This is a genomic window from Cohnella hongkongensis (assembly GCF_042654645.1).
In the GTDB taxonomy this organism is placed as follows: domain Bacteria; phylum Bacillota; class Bacilli; order Paenibacillales; family Paenibacillaceae; genus Cohnella; species Cohnella hongkongensis.
Window position 1 is genome coordinate 1 of record NZ_JBHSEP010000005.1, and the last position, 22,891, is coordinate 22,891.

The window sequence follows — 22,891 nt, forward strand, 5'->3', positions numbered from 1 at the left end:
GACCGGGATGGACGCACCGCTGGTGTACCAGTTGTTCCGCCAGGAGCACCGCTGGGTAGCCAAGTGCGGAAGGGATAAGCGCTGAAAGCATCTAAGCGCGAAGCCTGCCTCAAGATGAGATTTCCCAGATTCGTAAGACCCCTGGAAGAACACCAGGTTGATAGGCTCGGGGTGGAAGCGCGGCAACGTGTGGAGCTGACGAGTACTAATCGGTCGAGGGCTTATCCTAAGCGGATGGCCTAGCAAGGCAATTCACCTTCTTCTTCGCGCAGAGACCGGCTTCTTGGCCGCGTCGACGACAACGTTTGGTTCGCATCCGGTTTTCAAGGCGCAAGCCTTGTGATACAGATGATCTGGTCTGGTGATGACGGCGGAGGGGTTCCACGCGTACCCATCCCGAACACGACCGTTAAGCCCTCCAGCGCCGATGGTACTTGGACCGCAGGGTCCTGGGAGAGTAGGACGTCGCCAGGCCGGAGTATTTGTTCTCTATCGCTGTGTATAGTTAGGTCACGCTCTCATAGCTCAGTAGGTAGAGTGCATCCATGGTAAGGATGAGGTCACCGGTTCGATCCCGGTTGAGAGCTCCAGTTCCCTACTCTGTCATGGCCCCTTGGTCAAGTGGTTAAGACACCTCCCTTTCACGGAGGTAACAGGGGTTCGAATCCCCTAGGGGTCACCAATTTCTTTCTTACTTAAGCACATCGTGGAGGCTTAGCTCAGCTGGGAGAGCATCTGCCTTACAAGCAGAGGGTCGGGGGTTCGATCCCCTCAGCCTCCACCATTGATTTCCTTCCGTTGGGGATTAGCCAAGCGGTAAGGCAACGGACTTTGACTCCGTCATTCCTAGGTTCGAATCCTAGATCCCCAGCCATTTTCGAGCCATTAGCTCAGTTGGTAGAGCACCTGACTTTTAATCAGGGTGTCGAAGGTTCGAGTCCTTCATGGCTCACCATTTTCGACATCGGTCAGAACACGGCTAGTGCGCGCGTATGGCGGAATTGGCAGACGCACCAGACTTAGGATCTGGCGGGAGACCGTGGGGGTTCAAGTCCCTCTACGCGCACCATACTTACAAGCGATGACCTTCGTTTCCTTCCCGGAAGCGAAGGTTTTTTAATTTTCTCCGGCTCTCCGTCAGGCCGGAGCAAGCGAAGCAGGCCGGGAACTCGAAAGTTCCCGGCCTGCTGGGGCTTCAACAAGACTTCCGCTACTTCGACTTGGTGCGAGCCTGAGCCTGATAAACGCTCATCGTCATCGGGGCGAATAGGGCGGCAAGAAGGAGCGGCAGGCCGATGCCCGCAGCGAGATCGGCGGCAGTCGCCGTTCCGTGCAGCAGCCCTCTTACCAGGCGAACGGCGATGCTGACCGGGTTCCAGTCGATGGTCGTTCCCAGCCAGCCGGGCATCGACGAAGTGTCGACGAGGACGTTGCTGGCAAAGAGGAGCGGATACATCGCCATCATGCTCGTTCCGGATACCGTCTCCGGCCGTTTGGCCACATTGCCGATCAGCGCGAACACCCAACTGACGCAGTATGCGAAGAAGAGAGCGTACAGTAGAGCCTGCACAGCGCCTGCCGTCCCGCCCTCCGGCCGAAAGCCAAGCGCCATTCCTGCGGCGAGCACGGAGATCAGGGCTGCCGAATAGCGTAAGCCTTCGGCGGTCACGGATCCAAGGACGGCGGCAGGCTGCCAGAACGGAATCGTGCGAAACCGAGAGTATACGCCCTTCGCGATATCCGTGCACAGAGTGGTTCCCGTGTAGACCGTCAGCGGCACGACCGTCAGAATAAGCATGCCGGGCAGCAGGTAAGAAATATACGACTGTACGGAACCGGAGATCGCTCCCCCGAACAGGAAGGCGAAGATCAGAAGCATTATGATCGGGGATAGAATCGTCTCCATTGCCATTCCGAAGCCGTTGTTTCTCATGTGATAGAAGGTTCGACGAGCAAACAGCAAGGTTGCGGCTACAGGGCCCCGATTCCGTGAAGAGTGACGGGTTCGGACGTCCGTAACGAGGCTCATGACGTCGCCTCCTTGCCGACAGCGCCAGGGCTAGACCCGCTCAGCGCGAAGAATACGTCGTCGAGACTGGGATCGCTTAAGGAGAAGTCCCTGATTCCCGCCACAGAATGACGAAGCAAGGTCGCCAGCACCGAATGGGCCAAGGCGATTTCCTGCACGGCCACTTTCATGATTTTGCCGTCTCCGGCGATCTGGCCGGTCAAGCCGTGCTCGGAGTCGATCTGGCGGAGGAGGCGAGCCGGATCGGCCCCCGGAGCCAAACGAATCGTCAGCGTCTGACCTCCGATAGAAGCCTTCAACTGCTTCGGGGTTCCGACGGCAGCGATCCGGCCATCGGCGATAAAGCCGATTCGATCGGCCAACTGATCGGCCTCTTCCAAGTACTGCGTCGTCAGCAGCACTGTCGTTCCTTGCTTGACGAGACGGCGTACGGCATCCCACAGCTCGTGTCTGCTTCGCGGATCCAAGCCGGTGGTCGGCTCGTCCAGAAACAGCACCTTGGGCCGGGAGAGAATGCCGGCAGCCAGATCCAGGCGGCGCCTCATGCCGCCGGAATACGTGCCGACCGTTCGTTCTCCGGCTTCAGCCAATCCGAACGACGCGACCAATTCTTCCGCGAGCGCACGGGCCTGCCGCTGCGGATGGCCGCAAAGTCCGGCGAACAGCGTCAGGTTCTGCCTCCCCGTCAGCGCTTCGTCCAGCGCAACGTACTGGCCCGTGACGCTAATCCGACTGCGAACATCTGCAGGCTCTTTCACGACGTCGCGGCCGCAGACTCGCGCCCAGCCGGAATCCGGGCGGAGAAGCGTCGTCAGCATGTGAATCGTCGTCGTTTTGCCGGCTCCGTTCGGGCCGAGGAGAGCGAATAACTCTCCTTGCCGGATCGACAGATCCACGCCTCGCACGGCCTCGTGCGAGCGGAAGGCTTTGCGCAGCTGCTCCGCTTCGATGACGATAGTCATTTGTCGTTCTCCTTCCGATTACAGAAAATGTCGCTTATGCTCGGCTGCCCATTCGGCGAATGTGCGAGCCGGTCTTCCGAGCACCTGTTCAACCGTCGGAAGCACGGTATAGCCCGCTTCAGGGGGCTGCTTTGCCATCTGCACGAAAAAGTCCAAGCTTTCCTCGTCATACCCCTCGTTTCGCCAATGCTGCCGGGCCTCCTCCTCGCTCCTCTCGATAAACAGGATCGGCTTTCCGATCGCGGCAGCGATCGCCTCTACCGATTGTCTCCGCGTGATCGCTTCCGGACCTGTCAGCGAATAGCTGCGGCCGTGATGGCCGTCCTCCAGCAGTGCCGCGACGGCGACGGCCGCGATGTCTCCTTCGTGAACTTTGGCGCTCAGAGCGGCTCCGTAGAACTCGCGAACGACGCCCTCCCGACGGATCGACTCCTGCCAGTCCGACAAAGCGTTGGCCATGAATTCCGCCGGCTTCACGAGCGTCCACTGCATGCCGCTTGTCTTCAGCGCCGCCTCGGTTCGACCTTCCTCGTAGCCGACCAGCACGACGACGCGTCGCACGCCGGCCTCCTCCGCCAACGAGACGACCTCCGGCGGGGTCTCAAGGTTGGCCCCGGGCTCGTCGCTGGACACGATCAGAAACATCGCCTCTACGCCTTGCAGAGCGTCCTGCAGCGTCTCCGCACGCATTAAGTTTCCGGCGACGATCTCCACGCTCTCGGGGAGCTTCCATCGGGCCTGCTCCGGCTCGCGGGACAGCGCTCGTACACGCTTCTCCCGCTTGGCCAGCATCTCCGTCACGTGCCGTCCGACCGTTCCCGTTGCTCCGGTGACCAAAATCGTCATGTTCCATCTCTCCTCATTTTTGATAAATGATGGCGGCGCATAGCTTCGAGATGAGCGATAACCGCTTCCCGGAGTTCCTCCGGAGATACGATGTCGACCTTCGTTCCGTAACTGGCGACGACCGACAGCGCATACTCTTCGGCGTAGAACGTCGTGCGAACGTCGACGCTGTCGCCCTGATAGGAACACTCGCCGGGAAATTGCTCGAACACCCGCTCGGATACCGACGGGTCGAAGCGAAGATAGGCCTGAATGCCGGGATATTCCTGCTCCTGCTCCTCCGGAAGACTCCGCAGGGAGAATGTCGCCTCGGTCACTCGGAGGCGGCGGATTCGCGAGATGCGGAAATACCGCTTCGCCCGACGCATTCGGCAATAGGCCTCCAGGTACCAGACGCCTTTCTCCCAGAGCAGATTAAGGGGCTCTACGCTGCGATCGGTACAAGCGCCGGACGCCCCCGTATACGCGAGCTCGACGATTCGGGACTGCCGAATGGCCTGGTACAGCTGATGGACGACGTCCCGATCGCGCTCCGATGTGCTCATGTCGAGAATAACGGAGCGGTTGCTCTCGTCGTTCGCCAAAGCCGGATGCAGGCTGACCAGCTTCCGCATCGCGGGCGCAGCGGCGCCTCCCATCGCGCTCTGCACAGCTTTCAGCAGCGCGTAGATAACCGACAGATCGTCGACGGAGAAGTGCTGACGAGTCAGGAAAAATCCGTTCGTCAGCTCGAACCCGCCGTCCGCTCCGGTATACGACGCGACCGGAATGCCCGCCTGTCCGATGAGCTCGACGTCCCTGTAGACGGTGCGCACCGATACTTCGAACTTGGCAGCCAGCTCCGCGGCCGTCACCCTTCGTTTGGCCATCAGCTCCAGCGTCATTCCGAGCAATCGATTCAATCTCATGCCATCGCCACCTTTTGTGAATGACCACTTGCAGGTCATCCGGATAACATCATAATACACGAATACTGACATCATGGATGGCAGGATTATAAAGCCTCGGCGGGCTTCGCCAGGGCACTCCGCATTTTTTCTTGCTTGCCGGGGGTGCTATAATGGAGCTAAGAACGCTAAGAATAGACAACAGAAGGAGAAGGGCATGGATTTTATTAAACAGCTGCTGATCGACGAGGGAGTCTCGTCCCCGATTGCAGTATACCTCGCGAATGCGATCGTCCTTATGCTGCTGATCGGACTCTGCTTTCTGGCGAACTTCGTCACCAAGAAGATCGTATTGAAAATTTTGGCTTCGTTTATTATGAAAAACCGGTTCACCTGGGATAATGCGTTTTTGGAGCGCAAGGTGCTTCACAGGCTGTCCCATATCGTCCCGGCCATCATTGTCTATTATTCGGCGCCGATCTTTCCGATTTATCGGACGCTGATCGAGAACGGGGCCGCTATCTCCATCATTCTCATCAGCATGACGGTGATCGACGCATTCCTTAACGCATGCAACGATATTTACAATACCTATGAAGTCTCCAAGGTCAAGCCGATTCGAGGCTACATTCAAGTCGTCAAAATTTTCGTTTTCATTATCGGCGCGATCATTATCGTCTCCAGCCTGATCGGCAAAAGCCCCCTGCTTCTGCTGAGCGGCCTGGGCGCCTTGTCGGCCGTGCTGATGCTTATTTTCAAGGATTCGATACTTGGGCTCGTGGCCGGGGTACAGCTGTCGGCCAACGATATGGTTCGCGTCGGGGACTGGATCGAAATGCCGAAATATAGCGCGGACGGCGACGTCATCGATATTTCGCTCAATACGGTAAAGGTTCTGAATTTCGACAAGACGATCACGACGATTCCGAGCTACGCTCTGATCTCCGATTCGTTCCGCAACTGGCGGGGCATGCAGCAAGCGGGCGGGCGGCGCATTAAGCGATCGGTCTTCATCGACATCGGAAGCATTCGATTCTGCACGGCAGAGCTGCTCGAGCAGCTGCGCAAAGTTCATTACCTAACCGAGTACCTGGCGGCCAAGGAGCAAGAGATCTCGGAGTATAACGCCCGCAACCGGATCGACAAGACGATGGAGGTGAACGGGCGGCAGCTGACGAATATCGGCGTATTTCGCAGCTATGTCGAAAATTACTTAAAGCAGCACCCGAGAATTCATCAAGGGATGACGCTGATCGTCCGGCAGCTGGCGCCGACCGAAACCGGGCTGCCTCTGGAAATCTACGCGTTCGTCAACGATACGAACTGGGGCGTCTACGAGTCGGTGCAATCCGACATTTTCGATCATATTTTCGCCGCGGCTCCTTCGTTTGGACTTCGTATTTTCCAGAGCCCGACCGGCCACGATCTCAACGAGGGGCTGAGGAACGAAAGCGCACCGACAGAGCGGACGATAAAAAACATCGACTAATTTCCGCGTGTCCGGCCGGACGACGCGAGATCACGAAGCGATTGCTGAAAAGGCTGCTTTGCAGGCCCCCGGCCTTGCGGAGCAGCCTTTTGCGCACGATCAGAAAGAGTGAAAATCCGCTCTCCTTATCTGGAGCGTCTCCGACAAAAACGCGTTCATCGTCCTAAGGATGCCGCGATTCTGCGTCTAGAGGGACGCTGAAAGCTTTTTTGCCAGGGCTTGCCGCATTTTAAAATATGGATGCATGAATCTTGAAATCTTGCTATGGGTTCGGGGACGGGTCGTGTATACAATGGGGGCGTGGGGAATTTTAAGCTAAGAGAGGGGCAACAACATGACGCTCAAAAAGTTCTCGGTTCTGGCACTGACGCTCGCCACGGCGCTGACGGCGACCGCTTGCGGAGGCGGCGGCAAAGAGGAGAACCAGGCTTCGCCCGGAGGAGAGAATCAGCCGTTCGCGGGCCAGAAAATTACCGTGTTCGCCGTCAACCATCCTTGGACGGACGCCTTGAAGCCGGAAATTGCGCAGTTCGAGAAGGAGACCGGCATGAAAGTCGACTTGCAGGTGTTCGCCGAGGAGCAGCTTCAGCAGAAGCTGGCGGTTCAGTTCACTACCGGGGCCGAGACGCCGGACGTCTTCACGTACCGTCCGTATATGGATAAAATCCTGTACGCCAAAAACGGCTGGACGGCTCCGCTGGACGATTACGTGACCCGCAACGCAGATTACGACTTCGAGGATTTCTCCAAAGCGACGATCGAAGCCAGCACCATCGACGGCAAGCTGATGTCCATTCCGCTGTGGACGGACCAATTCGTCTTATATTACCGGAAAGATATTTTGGAGGAAAATAATATCGCCGTTCCGAAGACGATGGCCGAATTCGAGGAAGCGATGAAGAAGCTGCACAAGCCGAAGGACGACTTCTACGGATTTGTCGCCCGGGGACAGCGCAATGCGCTCGTAACGGCCGTCTCTTCGTTCGTCTTCTCCGAGGGCGGAGATTTCATGGTAGGGGACAAGGCGACGGTCAATACGCCCGAAGCGGTCAGAGGCTTCAAGCTGTACGCCGATCTGGTGAAAAACTACGGTCCGCAAGGCGTGCTGAACATGAACTGGGCGCAGGCGATCGGCCTGTTCGCGCAGGGCAAAGCCGCATTCTACGTCGACTCGGCCGCATTGTTCAAGAACGCGACCGATCCGGAAAAATCGCTCGTCGCCGATAAGGTCGGCTTCGGCGTCTTCCCGGCCGGCAGCGCGGGAGCGAAGCCTTACAGCACGGCGTCGTGGTCGCTGGCGATGAATCCGCAGTCCAAGGGCAAGGATGCCGCGTGGGCGTTCATGGAGTGGGCGACCAACAAGGAGAACGCGCTGATGATTCAACAAAGCGGCGTGCCGGGCGCGCGGGATTCCGTATGGGCCTCGGCGGAAGGAACGGAGAAATTCCCGCCGGATCTCGCGGCCGCCATCCAGGAGACGATGAGCATCGGGGTGGATCATTTCGTGCCCCAGGTAATGAGCGTGACGGAGTCGCGCGACGTCGTCGGAGCCATTGTCGTGAAGGCGATTCTGGGCGAAGATATCCAGGCGGCCGCCGATCTGGCCAACCAGGAGCTTCAGGCGATTATCGACAAGGATAATTCCCAATAGAGACAGCGCGGATAGCGGGGGCGGACCTGCGGTTCAACGACGGGCCCGCCCCGCATCCTGACAAGAAGGAGGGAATATCGTGGTTGCGGTCGTCAACTGGCTGGATCGTCATCTTAAGTGGGTATTCGTTACGCCGGCGCTGCTTTTTATTGCGCTTATGGTCGCTTTTCCGATATTCTATACGGCAAGGCTAAGCTTGTACGAATGGAGCATGTCGGCAGTGCAGCCGCCCAAGTGGGTGGGACTCGATAATTATGCGGCGCTGCTGACCAGCAAGCCGTTCTGGCATTCGTTATGGATCACTTTCTATCATTCCTCGATCAGCATCGTGCTGGAGACGGTGCTGGGCGTCGCGATCGCCGTGCTGTTCTCGAAAAAGATGTTCGGGGCGCGGGCCGCCAAAACGATGATGATGCTGCCGATGGTCGCCACGCCGGTATCCGTCGGATTGGTCTGGCTGCTCATCTACGAGCCGTCGATCGGCATGGCCAACCAATTGCTGAAAAGGCTGGGCTTCGAAACGCAGGAATGGCTCGGCTCCGTCACGCAGGTCATCCCGTCGCTCATTATCGTCGACGTCTGGCAGTGGACGCCGATGATCGCCCTGATCGCGATCGCCGGACTGGCCACGATTCCGTCGGACCCGTACGAGTCGGCCAGCGTGGACGGGGCGAGCGCCTGGCAGAAGTTTACGCGCATTACGCTGCCGCTGCTGCTGCCGACGCTCATCACGGCGGTTACCCTAAGGGTTATCGACCTGGTCAAAACGTTCGATACGATCTACGCGACGACGCAGGGAGGGCCGAATTTCGCTTCGCAGACGCTTAACCTGATGATCTTCGACACGGCGTTCTCCAGCTTCAAATTCGGCTACGCTTCGGCGCTTCTGATCGTATTTTTCATCATGCTCATCGCGCTGGTGCTCTTGTTGAACGCTCTGCGCAGGAAGGCGGGAGGCTTGCAATGAGAATACCCTGGACCAGGCGGGCGGGGCTTGCCTCGTTGAATGTGCTGGTGCTGCTCGGCCTGATGTTCCCGCTGCTGTGGATGCTGACGGCTTCGCTGAAGTCGCAAATCCAGATTCTGAACCCGGACAATCTGTTCCGGTTCACGCCGACCTTCAAAAATTACGTGTCCGTGTTCCAGGATTACGACTATATGAAATATATCGGGAACAGCTTTGCCGTCGGAGCCGCATCTACGCTTTGCGCGCTTGCGCTCGGTCTCCCGGCGGCTTACGCGATCGCCAAATTCAAAATGCAGGTGACGTCGATTACGATTCTCGTGGCGAAAATTTTGCCGGGGATCAGCTATTTGGTACCGTGGTACGTGCTGTACAATGAGATCGGTTTTATCGATACGTTTCCGGGACTGATCATGAGCCATATGGTGCTCGGACTTCCGTTCATCATGTGGATTATGATTCCGTTCTTCGAATCGTTCCCGAGAGAAGTGGAGGAGTCCTCCTGGATCGACGGCAGCTCCAAAATCCGCACGTTCTACCAGATGGTGCTTCCGGTGTCGCTTCCCGGCATCATCACGTCGGCGCTGCTCGCGTTCATTTTCTCCTGGAACAACTTTATGTTCTCCTTCATTCTGGCCGGCGAGAAGACGAAGACGCTGCCGATCGCGATCTACAATTTCCTCGGCGGCACCTCTATCGATTGGGGCGGCTTGATGGCGGCGGCGTGCATCATTACGCTTCCGGTCATCGTCATCGCCATGCTGGCGCAGAAATACGTCGTCAGCGGCTTGTCCGCGGGGGCGGTGAAGGGCTAACGACAAGGGGCTGGGACCATGCATCACCGGTGGAATACGTTCAGCAAGATGGTCGTCTTGATCGCGCTGCTCATTTTGCCGCTCGTTCTCATCTACAGCTATTCGAATTCCGTATCGGTCAACACGATCCGGCAGGAGCTGCAGGAGAAAAATTTGAACAGGCTCTCCTTCTTCACGAACCAGGTCGACACGATTATCGATCAGTTGTCGATCATGTCCATCATCGTGAGCAAGGATCCGAGCGTGAGGAAGCTGGGCGAGGCCGACAGGCTGCTGGATTCCTACGAGCAAGTGCAGGCGCAGGAGGATGTCGTTCAGAAGCTGGGTCTGCTCAGCGTGACGAGCAGCTGGAAAAACACGCTCATCGTCTATTTGCCGAGAACGAAGCAATCGATCTCGAACGATTACTTCAGCTCTTACGACGACGATTATTTGCGCGCGCAGACGGCCAAATCCTGGACGTACCGGCCCGCCGGGAGTATGGGAGAGGAAGGCTATTTTTCGAAGGTGCAGTTCAGCCCGCTGCTCGTCAACCGGAGTCTGCTGGAGGCGGACGCCGTCGTCGAGGTGCGGTTTGCCGAAAGCAATATGATCCGCATGCTGAGCGAATACAAGAACGAAGCGAGAAGCGGAAGCTCCTTCTTCTATAGAAAAGGCGACGAGCCGATCGGGGAGCCGGGCCCGGCCCAGACCGCTACGCTGGAAATTTCCGCGTATCTGGACGAGCAGGAGCTGGACGAAGCGGGATACCGGACGATCGATATCGGCGAAGACCATTATCTGGTCAGCTATGTGAGGTCCAGAAGCCTCGGCTGGTACGCGATCGATTATTTGCCGCTGAAGCAGGTGCTGCAGCCGATCGTCAAAAGCCGGAATTTATTTTACGGGGCGCTCGCGCTCATCCTGCTGTTCGGGCTGATCGCTACGCTCGTGCTATACAGGCAGGTGCAGAAGCCGATCATGCTGCTCGTCCGAGGCGTGCAGAAAATCCAAACCGGCTCCTATTCCCACCGTCTCAGCTATCGGCCGAGAAACGAATTCGAGTTTCTGTTCGCCAAGTTTAACGAAATGACGGAAGAGATCCAGCGGCTGCTGGAGAAGGTGTACGTGGAAAATATCCGCTTTCGCGAAGCGAAGCTGAAGCATCTGCAATCGCAGATCAGCCCTCATTTTCTGTCGAATTGTCTGTTTTTCGCGAAAAACATGATCGCCGTTGACGACAAGCAGGCGGCGACGGACATGATCATGAATCTGGCCGACTACTTCCGGTACATTACGAAGCTGGAGCATACGATGACGACGCTTCGGGAGGAGCTGGCGCTGATCGAAAACTATTTGACGATCCAGAATTTGCGCATTCAGCGCTTTCACTACGAGATCGACGTACCCGATGCGATGAAGGAGCTGAAAATTCCGCGGCTGATGATCCAGCCGATCGTCGAGAACGCCATCGTGCACGGCATCGAGAAAAGCGAGAGATACGGCATCATCCGGATCTCGGGAGAGGAGCGGGACGGCGAGTATCGCGTAACGATCGACGACAACGGCCAAGGCGTGACGGAGGAAACGGTAAGAAGCCTTCGGAAGCGAGCCGCCGGCCCGCTCGATCAGGAAAACGGCTGCGGCCTGTGGAACGTGCACCAGAGATTGTCCTACCAGTACGACGCGCATTCGGGTCTGATCATCGAGCTGTCGCCGCTGGGGGGACTTCGGGTCGTCGTTCATTGGCCGAGCGCTCCGGAGCGGGAGACGGAAGAGGGGGATTGACATGCTGCAGCTGCTGCTCGTCGACGACGAGATGAGCGTGGTGGATACGCTCGCATATACGATTCCGTGGAAGTCTCTGGGGATCGAAGAGGTTCATAAAGCGTATTCCGCTTCCGAGGCGCTGGACATTCTCAACATGCACGCGATCGACATCGTCATTACCGACGTGCGTATGCCGGGCACCGACGGTCTTGAGCTGTCGAGGCTGGTGTCCCGGCAATGGAAGCATACGAAATGCATGCTGTTGACGGCCCATGCCGATTTCGATTACGCCCGAACGGCCATCCAGAACAATATCAGCGATTATATTCTGAAGCCGATCCGGGACGAGGAGCTGACCGAGCGCGTCGGCCAGGTCGTCGAGGTGATCCGCCTGGAAAGGGAGACGCACAGCGTCGTCCAGCGCGCGATGGACGCGATGCGGGAGCATCTGCCCCGGCTGCGCGGCGAGCTGCTGCACGATTTGCTGCAGGGCAAGCGGATCCCGTCCGGGAAGCTGGAGGAGAAGCTCCGGATACTTGAGGTGCCGATCCGCATGGACGACGGCATTGCGATGATGCTGATTCGCTACAAGGAGCAATTTTCCGACTACGATCCGTTCGAAATGTCCTTGATGGAATACGCCATCTTCAATATGGCGGAGGAAACGTTCGAGGAAGGCTATCGGGTCTGGTGCTGCAAGGACGTGTACGATTATTTGGCCGTCGTGCTCATCCCGAAGCGGGACGAGGCGGACAGCCCGGGGGACCTGGAGGAGCGGTTGAACCGCTGGACGAACCAATTCCAGATGAACGTCCGGCATTATTTGAAAAGGGAAGTCTCCGTGCTGCTCGGGCACGGGGGCGCTTTTCCCGCCGATCTGCTCAAGATGTATCACAATCTGCTGCTGCTGTTCCGCAAGAGATTCGGCAACGGGCAGGATATGCCGCTGTACGTCGCGGGGAGCGGAGAGCTGGCGGACATCAGCACGCTGCAGCGCTTGAACGAGCCGCCGGCGCTGCTGCATCTGATGGAAGCGGGAGACTGGACGGCGATCGAGAAGCGTCTGGAGGCGATATTGAACGAGCTCGAGGAGCGCTGGGCGGAGTCGCCCGAGCATCTGATGGAGGCTTTCTTCGCCTTGTACGCCGCATTCTCGAACTTGGCGCATACGAGCGGAAGGAAGATGCTCGATCTGATCGGCAGCGACTATTCGCCTGTCAAGGAGCTGCTCCCGTGCAAGACGGTCGCCCATCTGAGCGAGTGGACGCGGAGCGTGTTCGGCAAGTTCCGGCAGCAGGCCAGAAACGAGAACAACACGGCCAGACTGGCGACGGTGAAGGAGGCCCAGAAGTATGTGCTGTCCCACCTGTCCCACGACATCTCCGTGCAATCGATCGCCGATCATCTGCGGATGCATCCGTCCTACCTATCCCGCCTGTACAAGCTGGAGACGGGAGAGAACATCAGCGATTACATCACGAAGCTGAAGCTGGAGAAGTCGGTCATGCTGCTGAAGACGAGCACGAAGAAAATTTACGAGATTTCGGAGGAAATCGGCTACCACAATCCCCATTATTTCATCAAGCTGTTCAGAAAATATTACGGCACGACGCCGCAGGAATACCGCAATTCCCAGATGTAGAGAGAGAGCATCTGTTGCGGCTGTAAGGACGGCGTCGAACTATCCGGATATGAGGAGTCCATTCATGAGAAATATCGTGTGCAAAGAGCCTGGCGTTTTCGAGATGCGGCGCACGGAGCGTCCGCTGCGCAAGCCGGGCGAGGTACTGGTCAAAGTGTCGGCGGTAGGCGTATGCGGCACGGATTATCACGCTTTCCGCGGGAGGCAGCCCTACTTCGCTTATCCGAGAATATTAGGCCATGAAATCGCCGGAGAAGTCGCGGAAACCGACGGCGCTTCGGAGGAGGCGGGCGGACTTAAGGTTGGCGATCGCGTGACGATCATGCCCTATATCGCCTGTCGGGCTTGCATCGCCTGCCGCGCCGGACGGCCGAACGCCTGCTCCGATCTGCGAGTTCTGGGCGTGCATGAGGACGGAGCGATGCGCGAATATTTATCGGTGCCGGCGGAATACGTCGTCAAGACCGAGGGCTTGAGCCTGAACCAGACGGTGATCGTCGAGCCGATGGGTATCGGCCTTCATGCCGTGAACAGGGGCGAGATCAGGCCGGGAGAGACGGCGCTCGTCGTCGGAGCGGGGCCGATCGGCCTTGCGGCGATGAAGTTCGCGAAGCTGGCCGGCGCCAAGGTGATCGCGATGGACACGAACGCGGAGCGGCTGCGCTTCTGCCGGCAATGGGCGGGCGCCGACGAGATCGTCGAGGCGGCCGGCGACGCCGCGGCGGCTTTGGCCGATATTACCGGGGGAGACGGCCCGACGACGGTGTTCGACGCTACGGGAAGTCCGCAATCGATGATGAAGACGTTCGAATACGCTGCCCACGGCGGCAAAATCGTGTTCGTGAGCTTGGTGCAGGCGGATATCTCGTTTCACGATCCCGCTTTTCACAAGAAGGAGCTGACGCTGCTGGGCAGCCGGGCGGCGACTCTCGCAGAGTTCGAGCGGGTGATCGCCTGCATGCGGGAGGGGCGGATCGACGCCGACGGCTTTATTACGCATCGCGCTCCCTTCGAGAAGGCGATCGAGGCGTTCGGCGAGTGGTTGAACCCGGGCAGCGGCGTGATCAAAGCGGTAATCGAGCTTTAAGGAGGTCGGACCGGCGTTGGCCGATAGGGCGGTAGGCTTCACTTGGGATAGGAGGATGAATGTATTGAAAATTTCGAATATTCGGTCTAATGTATATCGTTTGCCCCCCAGCGTGCCTTGGGAGGATGCCACGAACAAGGTGGACGGGCTGGAGTTCGTCGTGGCGGAGGTACAGGCGGACAACGGGATGACCGGCACCGGTCTGAGCTATACGGTCGATATCGGCGGCACGGCGATCCGAACGCTGATCGACGACTATTTGGCCAACTTGGTGATCGGCATGAACCCGCTCGATTACGAGCGAATCTGGTACAAGCTGCAGAGACAGTCCCGGCGGCTCGGCCTCGGGGTGAATTCGATGGCGATCGCGGCGATCGACGTGGCGGTCTGGGACTTGATCGGCAAAATCCACGGGCAGCCGCTCTATAAGCTGCTCGGCGGAGCGCGTGACCGGATCCCGGCCTATATCAGCGAGATCGATCTGCGGAGCGACGGAACAGTGGAGCAATTGGCGGACAGGGTGAAGGAGTATGTCCGGCAGGGCTACCGCACGGTCAAGATCAAGATCGGCAAGCCCGAGCTGGAGGAGGATATCGAAAGGATCGCCAAAGTTCAGGAGCTGCTCGGGCCCGGGGGCGCCGTGCTCGTCGATCTGAATCAGAAGTGGAGCGCGGCCGAGGCGATTCAGAAAGGCGCCCGTCTCGACAAGCTGAATCTCGGCTGGATCGAAGAACCGACGCTGGTTCAGGACGTGCAGGGCCACCGCCAATTGAAGCAGGCGATCCGCACGCCGGTCGCGCTCGGGGAGAGCTTGTACAGCCGGCAGCAGTTTCTTGAATATTTGCGGGCCGACGCGGTCGATATCGTGCAGGCCGACGTCGCTTTCGTGGGCGGCATAACGGAGTGGCTGAAGATCGCCCATCTTGCCGGCGCGTTCGGCAAGCCGGTCGCCCCGCACTTTATGATGGAGCTATCGCTCCACCTGCTGTGCGGCGTGCAGAACAGCTACATGCTGGAAAATGTCGTAGGGGGCTCGCTCACCGAGCTGGGCCTGCTGGAGAAGCCGATCGAGGTGCAGGGCGGCATGGGCGTACCTTCCGAGCTTCCCGGACACGGCATCGTGTTCGACCAGGAGGAGCTTCAACGGCACTTGCTCGATCCGGCGAAGCTGCGGGACGCATTTGCCGGAGGCAGCAAATAAATGAACAAGGGGGCTGGCGCCGTTATGCAAACGTGGAATACCGACGAGGAACTGTTCAATTTGATGAAGGCCGAGCTTTATACGCCGGTGGTAGGGGATATTTTGGACGCGAAGGGGCGGTATCATCAGTTTCTGCCGCAGCCGATTCAGCCGATGAAGGAGGAGATGATCATCGCGGGCCGGGCGATGCCCGTCCTGATGATCGACGTGTACGGAGAGCAGGAGAAACCGTTCGGCCTCCTGACAGAGGCGCTGGACCAACTGCAGCCCGGAGAGGTGTACATCGCTTCCGGAGGGCAGATGCGCTGCGCGTACTGGGGGGAGCTGCTGACGGCCACCGCCAAGAAAAGAGGCGCGGTCGGCGCGATCGTCAACGGCTTCCACCGCGATACGCCGATGGTGCTGGAGCAGAGCTGGCCGGTGTTCTCCCGAGGCCGGTTCGCGCAGGATTCCTCCGTCCGCACGCAGGTCGTCAACTATCGGTGCCCGATCGAGGTGGGGGAAGTGTGGATCAATCCCGGGGATCTGATCTTCGCGGATTTGGACGGCGTTCTCGTTATTCCCAGGGAGCTGGAGCGGGAAGTCATCGCCGAAGCGCTGCATAAGGTGCGCGGGGAGAAGATCGTGCGCAGAGAGGTCGAGAACGGGATGTCCAGCACGGAGGCTTTTCAAAAGTACGGGATCTTATAGAGGCTGTTCACCGGACTTTTATGAACACACGACATACAGGAGGACTTCATGAGAATCGTCAAGTTCGAGACGTGGTGGGTGCAGAGAAACGAAAGCTTGTTCGACGCCAAGAGGCAAGGCAACAGCCGGATGCCTTGGGACGTCATCGTCGTCAAGCTGACGACGGACACCGGGATCGAGGGAATCGCGACGGCGCTCGCCGCGCGGTCGGGCGCGGTGACGGAAGCGTATCTGCAGGACAATATCGTCCCGATCGTGATGGGAAGGGATCCCCACGACCGCGAGGCGATCTGGCACGAGCTGTGGAACGTCGACCGGCACCTCGGATTTTTCCCCGTTTATTTGCCCGGGCCGGTCGACGTCGCGCTGTGGGATATCGCGGCCAAGGCGGCAGGTCTTCCACTCTACAAATATATGGGCGCCTGCCGGACTCGGCTCCCGGTGTATGCGAGCGGACTGTTCCACGAGACGGTCGAGGAGTACGTGAACGAGGCGCTGCATTACAAGTCGCTCGGGATTGGCGCCTATAAAGCGCATCCTCCCGGCCCGTGGAGGCTGGACATGAGCATTCATCAGGCTTTGCGGGACGCGCTGGGGGAGGGTCACGTGCTCATGACGGACCCGGTGGCGGAATACAGTCTGGACGAGGCGATCAAGGTCGGGCGGCATCTGGAGAAGCTGAACTATTTGTGGTTCGAGGAGCCGTTCCGGGATTTCGAGGTAAACAAATACAGACAGCTGTGCGCCGCGCTGGACATTCCGGTCGCCGCGACCGAGACGACCCGGGGCTGTCATTGGGGCGTCGCGCAATCGATCGCCGCAGATGCCGCAGACATCGTCCGGGCGGACGTGTCCTGGAAGCACGGAATTACCGGAACGCTGAAGATCGCCCATCTCGCGGAGGCGTTCGGCCTCCGGTGCGAGATCCACACGACGACGATGAATTATATGGATATCGTCAATCTGCACGTGTCGTGCGCGATTCGCAATTGCGAATACTTCGAGTACTTCGTGCCGGAGGATCGCTTCCAGCTTCCGATGAAGGGCAGGCTGCCGATCGACTCGCAGGGCATGATCACGGTGCCGGATGCGCCGGGCATCGGAGCGGAGCTGGATTGGGAGCTTATTAAGCGGTTGTGCGTATCCTATCGGGTCATCGAGGCTTAGGAGGCGAAGAGAGATGGGAAATCCGTTTGAGCTTGGCGGAACGCTGGCGCTCGTTACGGGCGGCGGAACGGGTCTTGGGCTCGGCATCGCCCGCTCGATCGTAAACGCCGGCGGCAAGGTCGTGCTGACGGGCAGAAGAGAGGAGACGCTGCGGAGCGCCTGCGCCGGGCTGGGTCCGGATTCGGCCTTCGTCGTGCACGACGTCGATCGGCGGGAGACGATTTCGGAGCTCGTCCGGGAGGTGGAGGAACGGTTCGGGCCGATCGGCATTCTCGTCAACAATGCCGGGAATCACCTGAAGAGAAGCGTCGAGGAGACGGACGACGAGAGCTTCGCCAAAGTGCTGAGCACGCATGTGCAGGGCGGGTTCGCTCTCGCCAGGGAGACTGCGAAGCGCATGGTGCCGCGCGGATCCGGCTCGATCCTGTTCGTCGGCTCCATGGCGGCGATCATGGGCATTCCTCGGGTCGTCGCCTATTCCGCGGCGAAGACAGCGGTCGGCGGAATGGCGCGAGCGCTGGCGAGCGAGCTGTCACCGCACGGGATCCGAGTGAATACGATCGTTCCGGGCTGGATCGAGAGCGAGATGACGCGCAAGGCGTTCGAAGGCGATCCCGAGCGGGCGCGGAAAATTTTGTCCCGCACGCCCGCGGGACGCTTCGGAAGCCCCGAGGATATCGGCCATGCGGTCGTCTATCTGAGCTCTCCGGCGGCCGGTTTCGTCACGGGGATCGACCTGCGCGTCGACGGAGGAGCGGGCATCGGATTTTAAGCGATCGGCTTATTTCCCTCATGCCGCCGCGCTGCCGACCGGCATCGTAACAGGCATGAGCGGGCGGCTGCCGGGAAAGCCCGACCTCCTATAAGCTGCCGCCATGTCTAGAACCCGAGAGCCGTTTCGCAGGCCTGCGAGCCTGCGAACGGTTTTTCGTCGGGATCGGAATTCAAGCGGGCGGAATAGCCGGTCTCAGAAAAAATAAAAAAGTTTACAAAAAGGCTTGCAATTGAGCCGGGTATTTGCTATATTATTTCTTGTCGCCTCAAGCGCTACGGACTGAACGGATGATCAGCCGGAAGCCGGGAATACGCGGAAATAGCTCAGTGGTAGAGCATCTCGTTGCCAACGAGAAGGTCGCGGGTTCGAATCCCGTTTTCCGCTCCATATGCGCCCTTAGCTCAGCTGGATAGAGCATTTGACTACGAATCAAAAGGCCGGGAGTTCGAATCTCTCAGGGCGCGCCAGTTTTACCCATCTTGTCGGGACGTAGCTCAGCTTGGTAGAGCACCTGGTTTGGGACCAGGGGGTCGCATGTTCAAATCGTGTCGTCCCGACCATTCATCATCATTGCCGCGCGGGTGTAGTTCAATGGTAGAACTTCAGCCTTCCAAGCTGATAGCGTGGGTTCGATTCCCATCACCCGCTCCATTATGAATTTGCTCCATTACGAACAAGTGAGACGCAGAGCCTTCGGGCTTTTTTTTGACTCATGTCGCTGTTGATTAATGGGCGCATCTGATCCATAATAAGAGGAGCAATGGCTTCAACTTCATACCACGTCGGGACGTAGCTCAGCTTGGTAGAGCGCTTGGTTCGGGTCCAAGAGGTCGCATGTTCAAATCGTGTCGTCCCGACCATTTTCACTACAATGCAATCGTACATATGGACGCTCGCTTGGCCCTCTATTCTTAGGGGGTCTTTTGCTTTTCTTGCGCTGCGGGCAGGCCGGAGCGCAAGGGAGAATCGGCGTTCCGGCGCCTGCGACCAGGCTTTGGAGGCGAGGGTAATATCGGAAATGATGAATTAAAAGGAGATTTTCCACGATCATTGTAGTATGATAAAGGTTAGAGCTTTTGGTGAACGATCGGTGAACAATAAGCTGGGCCTAAGCTTGTTATCCAACGGATCGCTCGGAGCGTCGGCAATTCCCGTCCTAACAGACGGTTTGACATTCTAATTTCGAGAAGCAAGGTTTGGGGTGAGTGAGATGACGGAAACGACTGTAAGTCAACGTTCTCCTTCCAATCATCTGCTGCGTAGAGACGTGCGCTTTCTAGGCAACATTCTGGGAGAAGTGCTCGTGCATCAGGGCGGTCGGGAGCTGCTGGAACATGTCGAAAAAATACGGGAAATGAGCAAAGCGCTGCGCGCGGAGTATTTGCCGGAACTGTACGAAGGATTTATTCAGACCGTCAGAGGCCTGGAGCCGGGAATCCGCCACCAGGTCATTCGCGCGTTCGCGATCTACTTCCAACTCGTGAACATCGCGGAGCAGAATCACCGGATTCGGCGCAAACGCGACTACGAGCGTTCGGCTGGCGAGTCGGTTCAGCCGGGCTCGATCGAGAGCGTCGTTCAGGGGCTGAAGGAGAAAAGCCTGCCGGTGGACGAGGTGCGCCAGATGCTGGACGGCATTTCGCTGGAGCTGGTCATGACGGCCCATCCGACGGAAGCGACCCGCAGAGATGTGCTGGACATTCACAAGAGGATCGCGGAAGAAGTGATGGAGCTGGACAATCCCACGCTTACTTACCGCGAGCGGGAGAAGCTGCGCGAGAAGCTGCTGAACGAGGTGCTGACCTTATGGCAGACGGACGAACTGCGGGACCGCAAGCCGACCGTGCTGGACGAAGTGCGCAACGGGATGTATTACTTTCACGAGACGCTCTTCGAGGTGCTGCCTGACGTCTACGAGGAGCTGGAGCGCTGCCTGACCAAGTATTATCCCGAAGAGGAATGGCACGTTCCGACATATTTGCGCTTCGGATCGTGGATCGGCGGCGATCGGGACGGCAATCCGTCGGTTACGGCGGACGTCACCTGGCAGACACTGAAAATGCAGCGCAATCTGGCGATCCACAAGTACGAAAACAGCCTTCGCGAGCTGAGCCGCCATCTCAGCTTCAGCACGACGATCGTGAACGTGTCTGATGAGCTGCTGGCTTCGATCAAGGATGACGCCGAGAACGTGGAGCTGCGGACAGTCGAGCCGTGGACGAACGACAAGGAGCCTTATCGCGTCAAGCTGAGATATATGCTGCAGAAGCTGAAGAATATGAGGGAAGAGCAGTTCGAGGGTACCAAGCAGCGCTACGATTCGGTCGAACAGTTCAAGGCGGACATCGAAATTATCGACCGGAGCCTTCGCCACCACTATGCGGATTACGTGGCGAACACGCATCTGAAGAAGCTGATCCGCCAAGTCGAGCTGTTCGGATTCCATCTGGCCGCGCTGGACGTTCGCCAGCACAGCAAGGAGCACGAGAGCGCGATGGCGGAGCTGCTGGCGAAGGCAGGGGTGACAAGCGCTTATGCGGAGCTGGCGGAGCAGGAGAAGATTGATCTGCTTCACGGTCTGCTTAGCGGCGACAAGCCGCTGCTGCAGGACGGCGTCGAGCTCAGCGAGTCCAGCCAGGAATGTGTGGACGTGTACAAGACGATCTACAAGGCGCAGCAGGAATTCGGCACGGGCTGCATCACGAGCTATCTGATCAGCATGTCGGAAGCCGCCAGCGACATTCTGGAAGTGATGGTGTTCGCGAAGGAAGCGGGACTTTTCGGCCGCGACGAGAACGGTCGCGTCTTCTGTACGCTGCAGGCGGCGCCGCTGTTCGAGACGATCGACGACCTGCATGCCGCCCCGCAAATTATGGACACGCTGTTCAAGCTGCCGGCGTACCGCCAGAGCGTAGCCGCGATGGGCGACCTGCACGAGATCATGCTGGGCTATTCGGACAGCAACAAAGACGGCGGCATGGTGACGGCGAACTGGGAGCTGAGGGTCGCGCTGAACGAGCTTACCCGGATGGGCAAGTCGCATAACGTCCGCCTGAAGTTTTTCCACGGCCGCGGCGGCGCACTGGGCCGCGGCGGCATGCCGCTGAACCGCAGCATTCTGGCCCAGCCTCCCCACACGATCGGCGGAGGCATCAAGATCACCGAGCAAGGCGAGGTGCTGTCCTCCCGCTACTCGATGAAGGGTATCGCCTACCGCAGCCTGGAGCAGGCTACGGGCGCTCTGATCACGGCGGCGCACCTGTCCCGCAATCCGGAGCAGGAGCGTTCGACCGAGTCGGAATGGGAAGAGATCATGCGCGACATATCCGTCGACGCCCAGACGAAGTATCAGGACTTGATTTTCCGGGATCCGGATTTCATGACCTTCTTCAAGGAGTCTACGCCGCTTCCGGAAGTCGGGGAGCTGAATATCGGCTCCCGTCCGTCCAAGCGCAAAGGCAGCGACCGCTTCGAGGATCTGCGCGCGATTCCGTGGGTGTTCGCCTGGACGCAGAGCCGCTATCTGCTGCCGGCCTGGTACGCCGCGGGAACGGCCTTCTCGAAATTCGTGAACGGCGATCCCGCCCGGCTGGAGACGCTGCGGAAGATGTACCGCGAATACTCGTTCTTCTCGTCGCTCATCGACAATCTGCAGATGGCGCTCGGCAAGGCCGATCTGATGATCGCCCGCCAGTATGCGGGGATGATCGAGAACGCCGAGATCAAAAGCCGGATCTTCACGCAAATCGAGGAAGAGTACGCCAAGACGAAGGAGATGCTTCTGGCCATTACGGGGCAAGAGGATATTCTCGACAACGTTCCGGTCATTCAGGAATCGATCCGGCTGCGCAATCCGTACGTCGATCCGCTCAGCTACTTGCAGGTCCAGCTTCTGACCGAGCTGAGAAGCCTGCGCGCGCAGAATGCGGACGACGCGGAGCTGCTGCGCGAAGTGCTGCTTACGATTAACGGCATAGCCGCAGGGCTCCGCAATACGGGCTGATTTCATAATCGGAAGAAGGGCCCGGGGATGTACCCTGCGGGCCCTTTCGAGGTTCTTGGACGGAAGATAAGCGGCATTTGACACTTCTCCGGGAATCGTCTTGCTTTTTCGGGTTGTGTGGATTACGATTCTGCTAGACAGGATTTGCGAACGGCGCAGAAGTTCACTTGGAAATCCTCGCTTCGGCGGAGGGCCGGCTGAGCCTTCGCCACGAAGGAGCTGCCCGCTGCCGCGGCGGCAGGGGCAGAAGCTAGGGGGATCCGACTCATTCTCGCAGGCATTATGGCGGCGCAACGTCCCGGAAGGCTGCGGACGAAAAGAAGGTGAGTGGCAACATTGAAGCCAGTTGAGACGCGATTGGCCCGTCTGACCCTGAAAGGGGATCAGCGGGCCTTCGCGGAGATCGTTGACATGTATAAGGACAAGCTGTTCCACCTGGCCTTCCGAATGACGGGGAATCGTCAAGAGGCGGAGGATGTCGTGCAGGAAACGTTCCTCCGGGTGTACAAAAATTTGGAGCGGTACGACGAAAACCAGAAATTCTCGACCTGGATTTACCGGATCGCTACGAATTTGTGCATCGACCGATTGCGGAAGAGAAGGGCCGTCTATTCGCTGGATGCGGAATCCGCAGATCACGAAGGGCTGGACGGCTATGCGATGCTTCCGAGCGACGACAGGACCCCGGAGAGCGAGCTTCTGCTATCGGAGACGCAGAGGCTCATCCAGGAGTCGATCGCCACATTGCCGATCAAATATAAATCGGTGATGATTTTGCGTTATCTTCAGGACTTGTCTCTTCAGGAAATTTCGGATGTTCTCGACATGCCGGTCACCACGGTGAAGACGAGGGTTCACCGGGGGCGCGAGTTTTTGCGTAAAAAATTGGAGCATAAGCTGTGATCGGCCGCCGCGCCGCGTTCGCTTCGTCTTC

General features: G+C 58.5%; 17 protein-coding genes, 11 tRNA genes and 2 rRNA genes. 26 read left to right on the plus strand and 4 right to left on the minus strand.

Annotation, left to right across the window (positions count from 1 at the left end):
* The 8 genes from ACFO3S_RS08905 to ACFO3S_RS08940 form a co-directional block, all read left to right on the plus strand.
* Window positions 1-229 (plus strand): 23S ribosomal RNA (locus tag ACFO3S_RS08905); the annotation flags it as partial.
* A gap of 128 nt (window positions 230-357) precedes the next feature.
* Window positions 358-474, plus strand: a 5S ribosomal RNA gene (gene rrf / locus ACFO3S_RS08910).
* 40 nt (window positions 475-514) lie between these two features.
* A tRNA-Thr gene (locus ACFO3S_RS08915) sits at window positions 515-590 on the plus strand.
* A 17-nt stretch (window positions 591-607) separates the two neighbouring features.
* Window positions 608-682: transfer RNA gene (locus tag ACFO3S_RS08920), tRNA-Glu, on the plus strand.
* Window positions 683-708: 26 nt separating this feature from the next.
* Window positions 709-784, plus strand: a tRNA-Val gene (locus ACFO3S_RS08925).
* 15 nt (window positions 785-799) lie between these two features.
* Window positions 800-874, plus strand: a tRNA-Gln gene (locus ACFO3S_RS08930).
* A gap of 5 nt (window positions 875-879) precedes the next feature.
* A tRNA-Lys gene (locus ACFO3S_RS08935) sits at window positions 880-955 on the plus strand.
* A 31-nt stretch (window positions 956-986) separates the two neighbouring features.
* Window positions 987-1,069: transfer RNA gene (locus ACFO3S_RS08940), tRNA-Leu, on the plus strand.
* A gap of 141 nt (window positions 1,070-1,210) precedes the next feature.
* Here the strand turns inward: ACFO3S_RS08940 and ACFO3S_RS08945 are convergent.
* The 4 genes from ACFO3S_RS08945 to ACFO3S_RS08960 are packed head-to-tail and all read right to left on the minus strand — an operon-like array spanning window position 1,211 to window position 4,745.
* Window positions 1,211-2,029 (minus strand): ABC transporter permease, encoded by an 819-nt coding sequence (locus tag ACFO3S_RS08945; protein ID WP_378094539.1) that lies wholly within the window; start codon window positions 2,027-2,029, stop codon window positions 1,211-1,213.
* Window positions 2,026-2,991 carry an ATP-binding cassette domain-containing protein gene (locus ACFO3S_RS08950; protein ID WP_378094541.1) on the minus strand — a complete coding sequence of 322 codons (966 nt, stop codon included), beginning with the start codon at window positions 2,989-2,991 and terminating at the stop codon, window positions 2,026-2,028. The genes ACFO3S_RS08945 and ACFO3S_RS08950 overlap by 4 nt, the downstream gene beginning before the upstream one ends.
* Window positions 2,992-3,009: 18 nt before the next feature.
* On the minus strand, window positions 3,010-3,837 hold the full coding sequence (locus ACFO3S_RS08955; RefSeq protein ID WP_378094543.1) for an NAD(P)H-binding protein: 828 nt from the start codon (window positions 3,835-3,837) through the stop codon (window positions 3,010-3,012).
* Window positions 3,834-4,745 (minus strand): helix-turn-helix transcriptional regulator, encoded by a 912-nt coding sequence (locus ACFO3S_RS08960; protein WP_378094545.1) that lies wholly within the window; start codon window positions 4,743-4,745, stop codon window positions 3,834-3,836. The genes ACFO3S_RS08955 and ACFO3S_RS08960 overlap by 4 nt, the downstream gene beginning before the upstream one ends.
* Before the next feature lie 196 nt (window positions 4,746-4,941).
* On the opposite strand from ACFO3S_RS08960, the gene ACFO3S_RS08965 reads away from it, so the two are divergent.
* The 18 genes from ACFO3S_RS08965 (at window position 4,942) to sigW (ending at window position 22,860) form a co-directional block, all read left to right on the plus strand.
* Window positions 4,942-6,213, plus strand: coding sequence for a mechanosensitive ion channel family protein (locus ACFO3S_RS08965; protein ID WP_378094547.1), 1,272 nt, complete (start codon window positions 4,942-4,944; stop codon window positions 6,211-6,213).
* Between the two features lie 334 nt (window positions 6,214-6,547).
* Window positions 6,548-7,864, plus strand: a complete 1,317-nt coding sequence (locus tag ACFO3S_RS08970) for an ABC transporter substrate-binding protein (protein ID WP_378094549.1) — start codon at window positions 6,548-6,550, stop codon at window positions 7,862-7,864.
* Window positions 7,865-7,943: 79 nt separating this feature from the next.
* Window positions 7,944-8,831: a carbohydrate ABC transporter permease gene (locus tag ACFO3S_RS08975; RefSeq protein ID WP_378094551.1), complete on the plus strand. Its 888-nt coding sequence runs from the start codon at window positions 7,944-7,946 to the stop codon at window positions 8,829-8,831.
* Window positions 8,828-9,643: a carbohydrate ABC transporter permease gene (locus ACFO3S_RS08980; RefSeq protein WP_378094553.1), complete on the plus strand. Its 816-nt coding sequence runs from the start codon at window positions 8,828-8,830 to the stop codon at window positions 9,641-9,643. The genes ACFO3S_RS08975 and ACFO3S_RS08980 overlap by 4 nt, the downstream gene beginning before the upstream one ends.
* 18 nt (window positions 9,644-9,661) lie before the next feature.
* Window positions 9,662-11,410 (plus strand): sensor histidine kinase, encoded by a 1,749-nt coding sequence (locus ACFO3S_RS08985; protein ID WP_378094555.1) that lies wholly within the window; start codon window positions 9,662-9,664, stop codon window positions 11,408-11,410.
* A 1-nt stretch (window position 11,411) separates the two neighbouring features.
* Window positions 11,412-13,034, plus strand: coding sequence for a response regulator transcription factor (locus ACFO3S_RS08990; RefSeq protein WP_378094557.1), 1,623 nt, complete (start codon window positions 11,412-11,414; stop codon window positions 13,032-13,034).
* 64 nt (window positions 13,035-13,098) lie between these two features.
* The gene (locus tag ACFO3S_RS08995) at window positions 13,099-14,121 is read left to right on the plus strand and encodes a zinc-binding alcohol dehydrogenase family protein (RefSeq protein WP_378094559.1); all 1,023 of its coding nucleotides are present in this window, start codon (window positions 13,099-13,101) and stop codon (window positions 14,119-14,121) included.
* A 64-nt stretch (window positions 14,122-14,185) separates the two neighbouring features.
* Complete coding sequence (locus ACFO3S_RS09000) at window positions 14,186-15,322, plus strand: mandelate racemase/muconate lactonizing enzyme family protein (protein ID WP_378094561.1); 1,137 nt, start codon at window positions 14,186-14,188, stop codon at window positions 15,320-15,322.
* Entirely contained in the window at window positions 15,323-16,012 is a 690-nt protein-coding gene (locus tag ACFO3S_RS09005; protein WP_378094563.1) for an RraA family protein, read from the plus strand.
* Window positions 16,013-16,060: 48 nt separating this feature from the next.
* Window positions 16,061-17,179 carry an enolase C-terminal domain-like protein gene (locus ACFO3S_RS09010; RefSeq protein WP_378094565.1) on the plus strand — a complete coding sequence of 373 codons (1,119 nt, stop codon included), beginning with the start codon at window positions 16,061-16,063 and terminating at the stop codon, window positions 17,177-17,179.
* 13 nt (window positions 17,180-17,192) lie between these two features.
* Window positions 17,193-17,951 (plus strand): SDR family NAD(P)-dependent oxidoreductase, encoded by a 759-nt coding sequence (locus ACFO3S_RS09015; protein ID WP_378094567.1) that lies wholly within the window; start codon window positions 17,193-17,195, stop codon window positions 17,949-17,951.
* A 315-nt stretch (window positions 17,952-18,266) separates the two neighbouring features.
* A tRNA-Gly gene (locus ACFO3S_RS09020) sits at window positions 18,267-18,341 on the plus strand.
* Window positions 18,342-18,344: 3 nt separating this feature from the next.
* Window positions 18,345-18,421: transfer RNA gene (locus ACFO3S_RS09025), tRNA-Arg, on the plus strand.
* 16 nt (window positions 18,422-18,437) lie between these two features.
* Window positions 18,438-18,514 (plus strand) — tRNA-Pro (locus ACFO3S_RS09030).
* A gap of 17 nt (window positions 18,515-18,531) precedes the next feature.
* Window positions 18,532-18,605: transfer RNA gene (locus ACFO3S_RS09035), tRNA-Gly, on the plus strand.
* Between the two features lie 132 nt (window positions 18,606-18,737).
* Window positions 18,738-18,814 (plus strand) — tRNA-Pro (locus ACFO3S_RS09040).
* Window positions 18,815-19,164: 350 nt separating this feature from the next.
* Window positions 19,165-21,957, plus strand: a complete 2,793-nt coding sequence (gene ppc / locus ACFO3S_RS09045) for a phosphoenolpyruvate carboxylase (protein ID WP_378094569.1) — start codon at window positions 19,165-19,167, stop codon at window positions 21,955-21,957.
* Window positions 21,958-22,293: 336 nt separating this feature from the next.
* The gene (gene sigW / locus ACFO3S_RS09050) at window positions 22,294-22,860 is read left to right on the plus strand and encodes an RNA polymerase sigma factor SigW (RefSeq protein ID WP_378094571.1); all 567 of its coding nucleotides are present in this window, start codon (window positions 22,294-22,296) and stop codon (window positions 22,858-22,860) included.
* The last annotated feature ends 31 nt before the right edge of the window (window positions 22,861-22,891 follow it).